Source organism: Exiguobacterium sp. R-17 (assembly GCF_049913315.1).
GTDB lineage: Bacteria > Bacillota > Bacilli > Exiguobacteriales > Exiguobacteriaceae > Exiguobacterium_A.
In genome coordinates, this window is sequence record NZ_CP184372.1 from 380313 (window position 1) to 394365 (window position 14053).

Sequence of the window (14053 nt, forward strand, 5' to 3'; positions counted from 1 at the left end):
CCCTCCTTCAGTGGTTACGGATATCCCATTTTGGTTTTGTCGTGTTCGTGAAGATGTTGTTGTGTTTCGCCCGAATCTGCATCCGTTTTTCACACATCCGGTTCGCCGCTTCGACCGTCGTGATGTTTTCTGCTTGCGACTCTTTGAAGACTTCGAGAACTGCGTCATAGATGTGACGCGTTTTTAGGAGAACCCGTTCGTGATTTGCTCCATACAGTTCGTCTGCCACTTGGATCAGCCCACCACCATTGACGATATAGTCTGGGGCATATAAGATGCCACGATCCATCAAGACGTGCGCAAGTTGTTCTTCCGCGAGTTGGTTGTTCGCCGAACCACAGATGGCTTTGCACGGTAAGAGCGCGATGTTTTGAGCGTGAATGACACCACCGTATGCACACGGGACAAAAATATCAGCATCCGTCAGATGAATTTCATGAGGCGAGACGACGCGAACCGTGCCAGGCGCCATTTCAGCTTGGGTTACGATTGCTGCTAGTGCCGCTTCATTGACGTCAGAGACATAAATCGTCGCCCCGGCGAGCAACAGTTGTTCGGCGACCTTAAAGCCGACTTTTCCGAGTCCTTGGATCGCGTAGGTTGCCCGACTTAATTCATCTGAACCGAATAACGTCTCGATCGTCGCCCGTAATCCATAGACGACACCTTCAGCCGTTGGAATCGATGAATCACCACTACCACCAAATGCTTCCGGAATGCCGACGATCCGTGATGTTTCTCGGCTAGCATGAACGAAATCATCCATCGTCGTGCCCATGTCCGTTCCCGTGTAGAACCGACCACCGAGCGAATCGACGAAGCGACCGAAGGCACGGAAAAGCTCTGGTGATTTATCCGTCGCTGGATTACCGATGATGACGGCTTTACCACCACCAAAATCAACATCAGCGGCAGCGCATTTATACGTCATACCGCGCGACAAACGCAGCACATCGTCAAGTGCTTCATCAACAGAAGCATAAGGCGCCATGCGGCATCCACCGAGAGCAGGACCGAGCGTCGTATCATGAATGGCGATGATGGCTTGTAACCCCGAGACAGGGTCGTTGCAAAAGACGACTTGTTCGTGACCAGCGATTTTTTCCATGATCGAGAGCGTTGGATTCGTAGATGGGTTTAACATGTTCATAGTAGAGTCCTCCTCTATCAAATATAAGTAAGCGCTTTCATTTTGTCGGAACATTATTTTGTAATTTTTCTTGAATCCGGCTTTTTTCTAAAATGAATTGTGTGACTTCCCCTGTACCGATGATCGTTTGTCCGTCTCGGACTTCAATGCTCGCGTCAACGCGACGTGAGGTCATCGACGTTACTGTCGCGGTTATGATCAATCGTGCTCCTTCCGCTGCCATACCAAGATGCTTCAGTGAAACTGCACCCCCAACACCTTCTTCACCAGCTTCTAGGTAAGGCAAGATCAGTTGACGTGCTGCCCATTCCATGTGATAAACCATCGAAACGGTGGAGTATGCTGGATGAACGAGCTGACCTTCGAATCGTGCAAACATATCTTCCGAGACGACCGCTTGAATCTCTGCTGTATCCCCGACAGCTAACCCTAGTTTCATCGTGATCCCCTTTCACAACACAGCATCTTTATTCAACCAAGTGGTCTTACCAAAAATAGTATAACACTTGTCACACGATATTTTATCAACCCGTTACAAAATGAGCAAATCATTTCAAAAATATTTTCCAAAAAAAGACTATATATCATGAAATCTCTTGTTTAATGTTGATTATTTTATCGATAAGGTGCGTTGAAGTGATAAAGTGAGAATCGTTTGGGAGCATTTAACAAAACAAGATTGACAACATTGTGAACGTATCGTACGTTAAACATATAACTAAAAAAAAACGACCGTTTTATTATTGTATACATGATGAGGAGGTGCAGATATGTACGATCAACATCACGAAACGATGGATGCTGAAACGCGGGAGCAGCTACAGATGGAGCGATTACGTCAAACGATGGAACACATCACGCGCGTCCCGTTCTATCAAGAACGTCTGCAGACCTTACAGATGACGGCGAACGATTTTCAAACGATCGAGGATCTACGAAAGTTTCCCTTCACACGTAAACAAGATTTACGCGATCATTATCCGTTCGGACTATTTGCCGTCGAACGAGAACAGGTCACCCGGATTCATGCCTCGTCTGGAACGAGCGGTAAACCGACCGTCGTCGGATATACGCAAGAAGATTTAGATGACTGGGCCGGTGCCGTGGCACGCAGTTTAGTCTTAGCCGGTGGATCACCAGCTGATTTGCTGCACAATGCGTATGGTTACGGATTGTTCACAGGTGGTCTCGGGCTTCATGCAGGAGCAGAAAAACTAGGCATGACGATCTTACCGATTTCCGGTGGCAACACGGATCGCCAAATCACATTGATCGAGGATTTCCGACCGGACGGAATCTGTGGTACGCCTTCGTATATTTTACGCTTGGCAGAACGCATGATTGAACGTGGTATCGATCCACGGAAAACAGGTATGCGTTATGGCATCTTTGGGGCCGAGCCCTGGTCTGAGGAGATGCGGCAGACACTCGAACAGACCTTTGATCTGCAGGCACTCGATATCTATGGACTCAGCGAAATCATGGGACCGGGTGTCGCGATGGAGTGTCAAGAGCAAGCAGGTCTGCATATCATGGATGACTTATTCATTACGGAAGTCGTCGATCCCGTTACGGGGGAACCGTTACCAGATGGCATGGTCGGGGAACTCGTTTTTACAAGCTTGAAAAAGAAAGCGCTTCCAATCATTCGATACCGGACAGGCGACTTAGCTTCGATCACGCGTAAAGTGTGTGCTTGTGGTCGGACGACGACACGAATGTCACGTGTCAAAGGGCGGACGGACGACATGCTGATTATCCGAGGGGTCAACGTCTTTCCGTCAGAAATCGAGCGGGTCTTGCTCCAACAACCGGACGTGACGCCACATTATCAAATCCAACTCGTACGTAAAGCCGGACTCGATGCCGTTGAGCTACATATCGAATTCGAAAATATCTCAGAACGACAAATGCGTTCGATATGTGACGCCATCAAGTCGGAATGTCTCATTTCCATTGATCTCGTCTGTCACCCGCATCAAGGGTTACCACGATCGGAAGGTAAAGCCGTCCGGGTCGTTGATCGACGCTCGACATCACTCGTCTGATTCAAAGGAGGAACTAGCATGTATGATGCAACACAACTGTTCGAACCCGTCCAACTGACGGAAGACGAAAAATTAGCACGCTTCAAGGAACGAATCGAGCAAGGTGAAAAGATCGAAGCTGATGACTGGATGCCTGCTTTTTACCGAGACACACTGATTAAACTGATTTCGATGCACGGTATCAGTGAAATCATGGGTGCACTTCCGGAAAAAGAATGGGTTCCAAAAGCACCATCGCTTCGACGAAAACTTGGCATCATGGCGAAGGTCCAGGATGAGATGGGACACGGGCAATTGTTGCTTCGTGTCGTTGAGGATTTGATGAAGCCGTATGGCAAGACACGTGGGGATTTGATGGATGATTTATTTACGGGACGATTGAAATTTCACAACGTCTTCCACATGCCGACACGGTCATGGGCCGATGCCGGAATGATTGGTTGGCTTGTCGATGGGGCGGCAATTATCACGCAGACGAACATGCTCGGCGCTTCGTACGGACCGTACGCGCGTGCCTTGCAACGGATCTGTGCAGAGGAAGTCTTCCACGCACAACATGGGGAGTCAATCATCATGGCACTCGCAGAAGGAACACCGGAACAGCGGGCAATGATTCAAGAATCACTGGATGAGTGGTGGGAATCCTTGTTGATGTTCTTTGGACCAGCCTCGAAAGAGACGACCGGGACATCGAAACAGGACGTGACGATCGCTTATAAGATTCGGACGAAAACGAATGAAGAGCTCCGGCAAAACTTCTTTACAAAGTACGTGCCGCGGATTCGTTCGCTCGGACTCGTCATTCCAGACCCGACGTTACGTTTTGATGAAGAGACAGGGCAATGGGAATACGCACAGCCGGACTGGACGAAATTCAAGACGATCATCCAAGGTGGAGGACCGCGTTCGAAAGAGCGACTAGATCTGCGCCGGACATCTTATGAGAATAATGCTTGGGTACGGGATGCACTCGCTGAAACGAAGGCATGAGAGGGGAAGGTACGATGAACGAGACGTTCTATCACGAATTCGAAGTCTTTAGCAAACGGACGCCGAACGCGGCGTTCACGCATCAATTCAGTTTACTTGCTCCAAATAAAGAGATGGCGTTACTGATGGCACAAGAAAACTTCATGCGCCGGGAACCAGTCGTCGATATCTGGGTCGTCAAACGTGAAGATATCCGTGGTTTGTCACCCGATGAAAAGCAGATGCTCCAACGCCTTGATAATAAGGACTACCGGACGACTAAAGGATATGGCTACTTGAAGAAAAAATGGCGGCATTACGAGCAACAGATGCTCGATGAAAAAGAAATCATGTCGTGGCAAGGAGGCGATTCCAAATGACGGAACAAGAACGGACGGCACTCGCCTCCTTACTTTATCAACTCGCAGATGATGATTTCCTCTACGCGTATCGTGGTTCGGAATGGCTCGGACTTGCACCGCATATCGAAGAGGACGTCGCTTCATCCTCAATCGCGCAAGATTCGATGGGGCACGCGGCGATGTATTACCAACTCCTTGAGGAACTTGGTGAAGGGAATGCCGATGCGTTAGCCCACGTCCGCTTGGCACATGAACGGAAGAACTCGATTCTTGTCGAACGTGTCAATGGACCCGGCTACTATATGGAAAAACCCGAATATGACTGGGCATTCGCTGTCGTCCGGAACTATTGCTACACGGTCGCGAAAAAGATCCGGATTGATGCGTTGAAATCGAGCAGTTACGAGCCCCTTGCTGCTGCTGCCGTCAAGATCAATATGGAGTTGTACTATCATTTGCTGCACTGGCAAACGTGGTTCACCCAGCTCTACCAATCGACGGAGACAGCTCGCCAGAAGATGGATGCAGCCCTAGAAAAAGTCCTCTACGACTTCGGCGACATGTTCGATTATGGCGAACACGGTCAACTGATCGAAGAGATGCGGTTGATTGAAGGGCAAGGGATTTTACTTGATCGTTGGTATCAGACGATCACACCGTTACTCGTCGAATTGAACGTGACCCTCCCAGAAATGCAGATGACACGCAACGGGCGGGACGGCGATCACACGGAAGACTTGAATGATGCACTCGCGACACTCGGAGAAGTCTATCTGATTGACCAAACGGCGACGTGGTGAAAGGAGAGGGAAGCATGACGACGACACTTCAACATGCGATCCGTGAAGCCCTGAACGGGGTGAAGGATCCAGAAATCGATAGCGTCAGTATTTTAGATCTTGGCATGGTCGAGACGATGGACGCGGAAGCGACGGCGCATGGCTACACGGTGCACGTCACGCTTCTCCCGACGTTTCTCGGTTGTCCGGCGCTTGAAATCATTAAAAAAAATACCGAAGCTGCCTTGCAGGTGATTCCGAACGTCGAACAGGTCGATGTCCAGTTCCGGTTTGATCCACCGTGGACATCGGACCGAATCACAGAACAAGGGATGCAAGGATTAAAAGCATTCGGCATCGCACCCCCTCGATTCGAACAAGGAAAGTGGGAGATTGACTGTCCGTATTGTGGATCAACGTATGTGACGATGGAAAACTTATTCGGACCGACGGCATGTCGAAGTATTCTCTACTGTAAATCGTGTAAAAATCCATTCGAGGCGATGAAACCCGTCTCTACTCTCATGTGAAGGAAGGTAATCAATATGGCAAAATTAATCGCATTGTACAAACACCCGGAAAACAAGGAAGCATTCGATCAGCATTACTTTGAAGTCCATGGTCCGCTAACAGCAAAAATTCCAGGACTAAAAGAAATGAACGTCACAAAAATCGTTGGTTCACCAATGGGTGGAGACGGAAAGTACTACTTAATGTGCGAGATGGTCTATGAAAGTCAGGAAGCGATGCAAGCTGGCATGCGTTCTATTGAAGGAAAAGCGTCAGGGAAAGACTTGATGAGCTTTGCGGGGGATCTCGTCACATTGATGATTGGTGAAGATGTCCATGCCGACACAACAGTACGTTAAGACGGAAATGGTTGGTCGGATCGGTCGAATTCGCCTCGACCGGACGGCACGATACAATGCGCTGAACCGGACGATGGTCCGCGAAATCGTCGAGGCGATGGAGATATTTGATCGTGACGATCAGGTGACGGTCATCGTCTTGACGGGAAACGGAAAGTCGTTTTCAGCAGGTGCTGATATCGAGGAGATGCTCGAAGCGACACCGATCTCGATGGAACTCCTCGATCCGTTCGCGGACTGGGACCGGATCAGCCGAATCAAAAAGCCGATCATTGCAGGTGTCCATGGTTTCGTCCTTGGCGGCGGTTTCGAACTCGCACTTGCTTGTGATTTAATCTACGCCGATCCTGCGACACAGTTCGGTTTTCCAGAAGTCGGACTCGGCGTCATGCCGGGAGCAGGCGGGACGCAACGTTTGACGAAATGCATCGGTCGGACGCGGGCGCTCGAATGGCTCTTCACGGGTGACCGGATGCAGGCAGACGAAGCAGAACGACTTGGCATCATCAATCGAGTGACGATGGACGTTGAAGCGACGGTGCTTGCGATGGCAGAGCGGTTATCGAACCAGCCGAGCATGGCGTTACGACTGATCAAGGACGCAGCAAACAAAGCCGTCGATTTGTCGTTACAAGATGGCATGGAGCACGAACGCCGGAACTTCTATCTGTTGTTCGCAACAGCCGATCAAACAGAAGGTATGCAAGCTTTTCTCGAAAAACGCCCACCGATTTTCAATCAACAGGAACAGGAGTGAATACAATGTCGACAGTACATGAAAAAACACTTGAAATGAAACGGTCCGTCTATCATTTGCTCATTAACGGCGAACAAGTCGAAGGTGCAACAGGCGAGACATTTAAAACATATAATCCGGCAACAGGTGAAGTGATTGCAGAAGTTGCAAAAGCGTCGAAGGAAGACGCTGATCGTGCCGTTCAAGCCGCACGGGATGCGTTTGATCACGGGAAGTGGAAGATGTGGCCAGTCGGACGCCGCGCGCAAATCTTAAATAAGATTGCGAGCATCATGCGTTCCCGCTTCAACGAAATCGTCGAACTTGAGATTCTCGATACAGGGAAATCACTAGCAGCGGCGCAAGGACAAGTCACGCAAGCGATTGAAGACTTTGAGTTCTACGCAGGTGCGATCGTCGGTCACCGCGGTGTCGTCAATAACGTGCCGGGACAATTCCATAACTACACAGAAAAAGAAGCGGTCGGTGTTTGTGCGCAAATCATCCCGTGGAACTATCCGTTGATGATGGCAGCTTGGAAAGTCGCACCAGCAATCGCAGTCGGTTGTTCGGTCGTCGTCAAACCAGCGACGTTGACTCCGTTGACAGCGATCATTCTTGGTGAGATTTGTCTAGAAGCTGGTGTACCAGCGGGTGTCGTCAACGTCATTCCGGGATCTGGACGCGAGATCGGTAACCATCTCGTCGAGCATCCTCACGTCGATAAAGTCGCCTTCACGGGCTCGACACCAGTCGGTAAAGACATTATGGGACGTGCGTCCGAGACGTTAAAACGAGTCACGCTCGAACTCGGTGGGAAATCGCCGAACATCGTTTTTGAAGATGCAGACGTGACAGCAGCTGTTGATGGTTCGTTGTTCGGAATCTTCTATAACAGCGGTCAATCGTGTGAAGCACGCTCGCGTTTGTATGTTCACGAAGAGATTTACGACGCGTTCATGGAGCAATTCGTCGCGAAGACAAAACAACTCGTTCTCGGCAATCCATTTGATAAAGGGACACACGTCGGAGCGATCATCGACCAACAACAAGTCGATGTCATCGATGGATACGTCCAGTCAGCGAAAGCAGACGGAGCGACAATCGTCACAGGTGGTCATGCGACAGCACCAGAAGGATACGAAAAAGGCTTCTGGTACGCACCAACGATCATCACGGACGTCACGCACGAGATGAAAGCGGTCAATGAAGAAATCTTCGGACCGGTCGTCGTCGTCATGCCGTTCAAAGATGAAAAAGAAGCGATTCGTTTAGCGAACGACACATCGTTTGGACTCGGATCAGCGGTTTGGACAAAAGACGGTGCAAAAGCGACGCGCGTTGCCAACCAAATCAAAGCCGGTATCGTCATGGTCAACTGTCCGTTTTCTGCTTTCCCAGGTACACCGTTTGGTGGGTATAAACAATCAGGATTCGGTCGTGAACTCTGTATCGAAACACTTGATCTGTACACAGAAACGAAGAGTATCTTGTCGTATTACGGCAGTCGTCCACTCAATCCGTTCGGACTATAAGCAAGAGGGAAGGCTGGAGTTCCGTCGGGAAGTCCAGCCTTTTTTAACAGCACAGGGGATAAGGGGGAAATCAGATGGTAGAACAAATCGTTGTCGTCGGATCCGGCGTCATGGGACGTGGCATTGCGTACGTTGCCGCACACCGTGGATTTCAGGTGACACTCGTTGATATTAAAGAAGCGTATGTCGAAAGTGCCTATCAAGAACTCGAACGCATCGCGGAGAAAGGCATCGCGCGGGGGAAAATGTCCGCGAGTGAAGTCGAGGGACTGTTCGATCGATTAAGTTTGTCGACGGATTTAGCAACAGCTGCACAACAAGCGGATCTCGTCATTGAGGCGGTACCGGAACAACTCAGCATCAAACAGCAAGTCTTTGAAACGTTAGAAGCGAATGCACGTCCGGACTGTTACTTTGCGACGAACACGTCGACGATGAGTCCGACGGAAATTGCCTCTTTTACGAACCGGGCGGACCGGGTCATGGCGATGCATTTCTTCAATCCGGTTCATTTGATGCCACTGATCGAGCTCGTTCGTGGTCTTGAGACGTCGGATGAGACGGTTGCTGCCTTAGAGCAAGTGGCGCGTCAAATGCAAAAGGAAACGGTCGTCATCCGTGAGTTTCCCGGTTTTGTGACTTCACGGATCAGTGCGCTCGTCGGAAACGAAGCGTTCTACATGTTACAAGAAGGACTCGGGACACCAGAAGAGATCGATAAAGCGATCAAACTCGGCTTAAACTACCCGATGGGACCCTTCGAACTGGGTGACTTGGTCGGACTCGATACTCGACTCCACAACTTAAAGTATCTCCATGAGAAACTCGGTGAAAAATACCGTCCGGCACCACTGCTTGAACAGTATGTCAAAGCCGGTCGACTCGGTCGTAAAACAGGTCGTGGGGTTTACGACTACACGAATCGTGAGGTGACGTCATGAAACGTGTTGCCATCATCGATGCCGTTCGGACACCAATCGGTCGCTATAACGGCGCGTTGCGTCAAGTTCGCCCGGATGATTTAGGGGCACGTGTCATCGAAGCGTTGCTGAAGCGCAATCCACAAGTCGATCCAAAGACGATCGAGGAAGTCATTTTCGGCAATGCGAATCAGGCGGGGGAAGATAACCGGAACGTCGCCCGGATGTCCGGACTGCTGGCTGGTCTACCGGTCGAAGTCGCTGGTACGACGATCAATCGCTTATGTGGATCAGGACTCGATGCTGTCATCGCAGCCGCTCGCGGAATTGCCCTAGGTGAAGGGGACATCTATATCGCTGGAGGAACGGAAAGCATGACACGTGCACCGTTCGTCCTCGCGAAGCCGGATCAAGCCAACCCGCGTGGCAATCAGACGATGTATGATACGACGATTGGCTGGCGGTTCGTCAATGATCGCTTAGCAGATCAATATGGAACGGATTCGATGCCGGAGACAGCTGAGAACGTCGCCCGTCAGTACGGCATCTCACGCGAAGCACAGGATGACTTTGCGTTTGAGAGTCAGCAACGCGCAAAACGAGCCATCGAGGCAGAGCGCTTCACGGAAGAGCTAGTTGCGGTTACGCAAACGGATCGGAAAGGCAACGTCAGCGTCTTCGACCGCGATGAACATCCTCGTCCTGAGACGACACGTGAGAAACTGGCGACACTTCGTCCGTTATTCCCGAACGGTACCGTGACGGCGGGGAATGCATCTGGTGTCAACGACGGTGCGTCGGCGTTGTTATTGATGAGTGAAGAAAAAGCAAACGAACTCGGTTTGACGCCGCTTGGGTATTACCGGGCGAGTGCGACGGCAGGGGTCGAACCTGCCATCATGGGGATCGGACCGATCGACGCGACGAAAAAAGTCCTCCGACGGGCAGGGTTGACGGTCGAACAGCTCGATCAAATCGAGTTGAACGAAGCGTTTGCGGCTCAAAGTCTTGCCTGTATCGAAGCACTTGGTTTACCAAGCGAAAAAGTCAACGTCAACGGCGGTGCGATTGCCTTCGGTCATCCACTTGGTGCAAGTGGGGCGCGGATTTTGACGACGTTATTGCATGAGATGCGCCGGACGAACCGGACGTATGGTCTCGCGACGATGTGTGTCGGAGTCGGACAGGGTATCGCACTCGTCGTCGATCGGGAGGGGCTCGTATGATTCACTTAGAACGAGAAGGCTATATCGCAATCGTTCGGATTGATCGTCCAGAACGTTTGAACTGTCTCGATTATCCGACGCTTGTCGCTTTGCAAGAACAAGTCGATGCGTTATCGGTCGACCCGGAAGCGCGGGTCGTCCTGTTTACGGGAACGGGGAAAGCATTTAGCGCCGGCGCCGATTTAAAAGAACGCGTGCATTTAAACGAAGAAGAAGTCCGGCGCAATGTCCTTGCGATCCGGAATGTCTTCACTTCGATCGCACAATTGCCGCAACCAACAATCGCAGCCGTCAACGGTCACGCGCTCGGCGGTGGGTTCGAGTGGATCCTTGCCTGTGATTTCCGTTTTCTCGTCGAGGATGCACTCGTCGGCTTGACGGAAACTAGCTTCGGGATCATTCCAGGAGCCGGTGGAACACAACGCTTGCCACGACTGATTGGGGAGACGCGGGCAAAGGAATTGATCTTCACAGCGAAAAAAATCGATGCGATGACAGCAGAACGGTACGGACTCGCGACAGCCGTCGTCGCCCGGGAAGCGTTGATGACGACCTGTCTTGAGTTTGCCGGTCAGATGTTACAGAATGGTCCGATCGCCTTGCGCCAAGCGAAGCGAGCGATTGATCAAGGGCGGGATGTCTCACTCGAAGAAGGACTACAGCTCGAAACAGAAGCTTATGAAGTCGTCATTCCGACGGCTGATCGTCAGGAAGCGCTACAAGCCTTCGCTGAAAAACGACCACCGCGCTTTGAAGGAAGATGAGGATGGTCGACGTTTGAAATAAACCGTATACTAACGATACACACTATGAACGACTGAAGAGAGAGTGAATACCATGAGTGCGAACACCCAATCGATGATCTTTACGATTTACGGCGATTACATTCGCCATTACGGCAATCAAATCTGGGTCGGGAGTTTAATTCGACTCGTCAAAGAGTTCGGACATAACGAACAGGCCGTTCGGGTTGCTGTGTCCCGAATGGTTAAACAAGGCTGGCTCGTCTCCGAGAGACAAGGAAATAAAAGCTTCTATTCATTGACACCACGTGGGGTGGAACGGATGGAAGAAGCAGCGCGCCGGATCTACAGATCAACACCGCACGACTGGGACGGGAAGTGGCGGACGTTAATGTACACGATTCCTGAGGATAAGCGACAGATTCGCGATGAGCTCCGTAAAGAACTGACGTGGAGTGGGTTTGGCAACTTATCAAACGGGGTCTGGATTTCGCCGAATCCGCTTGAAAAAGAGGCGGAACGATTGATTGAAGCGTACGAAATCGAAGAGTATGTCGATTTCTTCGTCGGTGAATACCACGGTCCAAAGCAAGACCAATCCCTTGTTGAGCGCGCTTTTCCACTCGAGGAATTGCAGGAACGTTACGAAACGTTCATCACGGATTATAGCCGGCAATACATCGTCCATCAGAGTCAGATCCAACTAGGAGAAATGACGGATGAGCAGTGTTTCGTCGAACGGACGATGCTCGTACATGAGTACCGAAAATTCCTCTTCACGGATCCGGGACTCCCGCAAGAACTATTACCGGATGCTTGGAGCGGACACCATGCGGCACTGTTGTTCGAGCAATATTACCGTCTGCTTGCGCAACCAGCGAGCCGCTTCTTTGAATCAATCTTTGAAGAGACACACGATGTGTCACAACGTAGCGCTTCGTATGATGCAACAGAACACCCGCTGTTTGCGGAACGATGATATACAAAAGAGCGGGACGGATCGCGCGATCCGCCCCGCATTCGTGTCATTCAGATGTGTTTTGTTCGGTTGATCCTGCGAGAATGTTTCGGAAAGCGTAACCTTTATCGACATAGGAATCAATCGACTCCTGAATCATCGCGAGGTCCGCTTCCGTCAGTTCACGCACGACTTTACCCGGTGAGCCGATGATCAGCGAACGGGGTGGGAAGACTTTTCCTGATGGAATCAACGTGTTCGCCCCGATGATGCATTCTTCACCAACATCTGCGTGATCAAGAACGGTCGCGCCCATTCCGACGATCGAACGACGTCCGATTTTACAGCCGTGTAAAATCGCGTTATGTCCGACCGTCACTTCATCCTCGATGACGACAGGTGCGCCTTCGTACAGATGAATCGTTGCGTTGTCTTGGATACTGCAGCGTTTGCCGATTGTAATCGGTCCTTCGTCACCGCGTAATACAGCGTTGAACCAGATGGTAGACTCGGAACCGATCGTGACGTCTCCAATCAGATAAGCGCCAGGAGCGATGAATACATCGGATGCTACGTTCGGATGAATCGATTGATACGGAATCTTCATAACAGAACGACCTCATTTCTAGGATAAGATGAACTACTATTCATTCCCTGTCAGTATATCATGCGGTGGGAGTCGAGAACGGAGGAAAGATATGTTTCCGATTTGTGAGCTATTCAACATTCGTTATCCATTGATCCAAGGAGGGATGGGTAACATTAGTCATGCAGCACTCACGGCAGCGGTGTCGAATGCCGGAGGACTCGGAACGCTTGGGTGCGGTACGTTGTCGGTCGATGAAGTAGCGTCTCGGATTCAGGAGACACGAACCCTGACGGAGCAACCATTTGCCTTGAACATCGCGATTCGTGTATCTCCTTATACGGAAGCACTGATCAATCTCGCGATTGCAGAAAAGATTCCGGTCGTCTCTTTGTCGGCAGGAAATCCGGCACCATACATAGAGCGACTACAAGCCGCTGGCATCAAAACGATTGCGGTCGTCGCCTCGGTCAAACAGGCAGTAAAGGCAGAACAGGCAGGCGCTGATGTACTCGTAGCAGAAGGGGTTGAAGCGGCAGGTATCAATTCCCCGCTTGAACTGACGACCCTCACTTTGATTCCGCAGCTTGTCGACCGGGTCAAGATTCCGGTTCTTGCAGCGGGTGGGGTTGGCGATGGGCGTGGACTAGCAGCTGTCCTGTTGCTTGGTGCTGCCGGCGTCCAGCTCGGAACACGGTTGATCGCGACGGAAGATGCGAAGGTTCATCCAGTTTATAAATCGCGCTTAACGGATGCGACAGATACCGATACACGCATCATCGGGCGCTCCGTTGGATTTGTCCGACGTGTCCTTGATGGTCCTTACGTCGAACACCTCACAGCCGAGACACCTACTGCTTTTCTCGATCAGACGAATGAGTCGTATCATATTACAGGCGCTCTTGAAGGCGATGAAGAGAAAGGATATGTCAACGCTGGACTGGTTGCCGGTTTGATTCGTGATGTGCCAACGGTTGCTGAGTTGTTTACGCGCATGATGGAGGAAGCAGAGGAACAGCTGAAGCGGACGACTGCTCGTTTTGCGACATGAACATACAATGATGACCCGTAAACCCGCTTGTGGAAAGCGGGTTTTTCATGTTTTTTTGAAAATGGGACATTTGTCCTTTTCAAGTGAGGCACGAATAAGGTCTACTCTAGTGTAGAGATTA

The 14053-nt window shown here is 50.7% G+C and carries 16 protein-coding genes; 13 read left to right on the forward strand and 3 right to left on the reverse strand.

The window, feature by feature from the left end; translation table 11 throughout:
• Positions 1-7: 7 nt before the first annotated feature.
• Both ACN9MT_RS02075 and ACN9MT_RS02080 read right to left on the reverse strand, forming a co-directional pair.
• On the reverse strand, positions 8-1150 hold the full coding sequence (locus ACN9MT_RS02075) for a Glu/Leu/Phe/Val family dehydrogenase (RefSeq protein WP_035411065.1): 1143 nt from the start codon (positions 1148-1150) through the stop codon (positions 8-10).
• Positions 1151-1187: 37 nt separating this feature from the next.
• Complete coding sequence (locus ACN9MT_RS02080) at positions 1188-1589, reverse strand: thioesterase family protein (protein ID WP_035411062.1); 402 nt, start codon at positions 1587-1589, stop codon at positions 1188-1190.
• 331 nt (positions 1590-1920) lie between these two features.
• On the opposite strand from ACN9MT_RS02080, the gene ACN9MT_RS02085 reads away from it, so the two are divergent.
• From ACN9MT_RS02085 to paaX, 12 genes are all read left to right on the forward strand, one after another.
• Positions 1921-3198 carry a phenylacetate--CoA ligase family protein gene (locus ACN9MT_RS02085; protein WP_426272698.1) on the forward strand — a complete coding sequence of 426 codons (1278 nt, stop codon included), beginning with the start codon at positions 1921-1923 and terminating at the stop codon, positions 3196-3198.
• Between the two features lie 18 nt (positions 3199-3216).
• Positions 3217-4188 carry a 1,2-phenylacetyl-CoA epoxidase subunit PaaA gene (gene paaA / locus ACN9MT_RS02090; protein ID WP_035411059.1) on the forward strand — a complete coding sequence of 324 codons (972 nt, stop codon included), beginning with the start codon at positions 3217-3219 and terminating at the stop codon, positions 4186-4188.
• 14 nt (positions 4189-4202) lie between these two features.
• Positions 4203-4547 carry a 1,2-phenylacetyl-CoA epoxidase subunit PaaB gene (paaB, locus tag ACN9MT_RS02095; protein ID WP_023466991.1) on the forward strand — a complete coding sequence of 115 codons (345 nt, stop codon included), beginning with the start codon at positions 4203-4205 and terminating at the stop codon, positions 4545-4547.
• A complete protein-coding gene (gene paaC / locus ACN9MT_RS02100) occupies positions 4544-5329 on the forward strand; it encodes a 1,2-phenylacetyl-CoA epoxidase subunit PaaC (protein ID WP_056063799.1) in 786 nt (261 codons plus the stop codon). The genes paaB and paaC overlap by 4 nt, the downstream gene beginning before the upstream one ends.
• Positions 5330-5343: 14 nt before the next feature.
• Complete coding sequence (gene paaD, locus ACN9MT_RS02105; protein ID WP_056063796.1) at positions 5344-5838, forward strand: 1,2-phenylacetyl-CoA epoxidase subunit PaaD; 495 nt, start codon at positions 5344-5346, stop codon at positions 5836-5838.
• Positions 5839-5853: 15 nt separating this feature from the next.
• Complete coding sequence (locus tag ACN9MT_RS02110) at positions 5854-6177, forward strand: EthD family reductase (protein ID WP_056063793.1); 324 nt, start codon at positions 5854-5856, stop codon at positions 6175-6177.
• Positions 6155-6934, forward strand: coding sequence for an enoyl-CoA hydratase/isomerase family protein (locus ACN9MT_RS02115; protein ID WP_056063790.1), 780 nt, complete (start codon positions 6155-6157; stop codon positions 6932-6934). The genes ACN9MT_RS02110 and ACN9MT_RS02115 overlap by 23 nt, the downstream gene beginning before the upstream one ends.
• Before the next feature lie 5 nt (positions 6935-6939).
• Positions 6940-8448, forward strand: coding sequence for an aldehyde dehydrogenase family protein (locus tag ACN9MT_RS02120; protein ID WP_058703594.1), 1509 nt, complete (start codon positions 6940-6942; stop codon positions 8446-8448).
• Positions 8449-8522: 74 nt separating this feature from the next.
• The gene (locus ACN9MT_RS02125) at positions 8523-9389 is read left to right on the forward strand and encodes a 3-hydroxyacyl-CoA dehydrogenase (RefSeq protein ID WP_056063783.1); all 867 of its coding nucleotides are present in this window, start codon (positions 8523-8525) and stop codon (positions 9387-9389) included.
• Positions 9386-10594 (forward strand): acetyl-CoA C-acyltransferase, encoded by a 1209-nt coding sequence (locus ACN9MT_RS02130; RefSeq protein ID WP_426272699.1) that lies wholly within the window; start codon positions 9386-9388, stop codon positions 10592-10594. Before ACN9MT_RS02125 ends, ACN9MT_RS02130 begins: the two co-directional genes overlap by 4 nt.
• On the forward strand, positions 10591-11358 hold the full coding sequence (locus tag ACN9MT_RS02135; protein ID WP_329469995.1) for an enoyl-CoA hydratase-related protein: 768 nt from the start codon (positions 10591-10593) through the stop codon (positions 11356-11358). The genes ACN9MT_RS02130 and ACN9MT_RS02135 overlap by 4 nt, the downstream gene beginning before the upstream one ends.
• A gap of 73 nt (positions 11359-11431) precedes the next feature.
• On the forward strand, positions 11432-12316 hold the full coding sequence (paaX, locus tag ACN9MT_RS02140; protein WP_426272700.1) for a phenylacetic acid degradation operon negative regulatory protein PaaX: 885 nt from the start codon (positions 11432-11434) through the stop codon (positions 12314-12316).
• A 46-nt stretch (positions 12317-12362) separates the two neighbouring features.
• On the opposite strand, the gene ACN9MT_RS02145 is transcribed toward paaX, so the two are convergent.
• On the reverse strand, positions 12363-12902 hold the full coding sequence (locus ACN9MT_RS02145; protein WP_308102143.1) for a gamma carbonic anhydrase family protein: 540 nt from the start codon (positions 12900-12902) through the stop codon (positions 12363-12365).
• A 91-nt stretch (positions 12903-12993) separates the two neighbouring features.
• Here ACN9MT_RS02145 and ACN9MT_RS02150 point away from each other — a divergent pair, with 91 nt between their 5' ends.
• Positions 12994-13932, forward strand: coding sequence for an NAD(P)H-dependent flavin oxidoreductase (locus ACN9MT_RS02150; RefSeq protein ID WP_426272701.1), 939 nt, complete (start codon positions 12994-12996; stop codon positions 13930-13932).
• Positions 13933-14053 lie beyond the last annotated feature (121 nt).

What these genes read in the sequence shown, in the direction of transcription:
- paaA (WP_035411059.1), top strand. Translation starts at nt 3,217, where the DNA reads ATGTATGATGCAACACAACTGTTCGAACCCGTCCAACTGACGGAAGAC.
- ACN9MT_RS02115 (WP_056063790.1), top strand. Translation starts at nt 6,155, where the DNA reads ATGCCGACACAACAGTACGTTAAGACGGAAATGGTTGGTCGGATCGGT.
- paaC (WP_056063799.1), top strand. Translation starts at nt 4,544, where the DNA reads ATGACGGAACAAGAACGGACGGCACTCGCCTCCTTACTTTATCAACTC.
- ACN9MT_RS02085 (WP_426272698.1), top strand. Translation starts at nt 1,921, where the DNA reads ATGTACGATCAACATCACGAAACGATGGATGCTGAAACGCGGGAGCAG.
- ACN9MT_RS02135 (WP_329469995.1), top strand. Translation starts at nt 10,591, where the DNA reads ATGATTCACTTAGAACGAGAAGGCTATATCGCAATCGTTCGGATTGAT.
- ACN9MT_RS02110 (WP_056063793.1), top strand. Translation starts at nt 5,854, where the DNA reads ATGGCAAAATTAATCGCATTGTACAAACACCCGGAAAACAAGGAAGCA.
- ACN9MT_RS02145 (WP_308102143.1), bottom strand. Translation starts at nt 12,902, where the DNA reads ATGAAGATTCCGTATCAATCGATTCATCCGAACGTAGCATCCGATGTA.
- paaB (WP_023466991.1), top strand. Translation starts at nt 4,203, where the DNA reads ATGAACGAGACGTTCTATCACGAATTCGAAGTCTTTAGCAAACGGACG.
- paaX (WP_426272700.1), top strand. Translation starts at nt 11,432, where the DNA reads ATGAGTGCGAACACCCAATCGATGATCTTTACGATTTACGGCGATTAC.
- ACN9MT_RS02075 (WP_035411065.1), bottom strand. Translation starts at nt 1,150, where the DNA reads ATGAACATGTTAAACCCATCTACGAATCCAACGCTCTCGATCATGGAA.
- ACN9MT_RS02130 (WP_426272699.1), top strand. Translation starts at nt 9,386, where the DNA reads ATGAAACGTGTTGCCATCATCGATGCCGTTCGGACACCAATCGGTCGC.
- ACN9MT_RS02120 (WP_058703594.1), top strand. Translation starts at nt 6,940, where the DNA reads ATGTCGACAGTACATGAAAAAACACTTGAAATGAAACGGTCCGTCTAT.
- ACN9MT_RS02080 (WP_035411062.1), bottom strand. Translation starts at nt 1,589, where the DNA reads ATGAAACTAGGGTTAGCTGTCGGGGATACAGCAGAGATTCAAGCGGTC.
- ACN9MT_RS02150 (WP_426272701.1), top strand. Translation starts at nt 12,994, where the DNA reads ATGTTTCCGATTTGTGAGCTATTCAACATTCGTTATCCATTGATCCAA.
- paaD (WP_056063796.1), top strand. Translation starts at nt 5,344, where the DNA reads ATGACGACGACACTTCAACATGCGATCCGTGAAGCCCTGAACGGGGTG.
- ACN9MT_RS02125 (WP_056063783.1), top strand. Translation starts at nt 8,523, where the DNA reads ATGGTAGAACAAATCGTTGTCGTCGGATCCGGCGTCATGGGACGTGGC.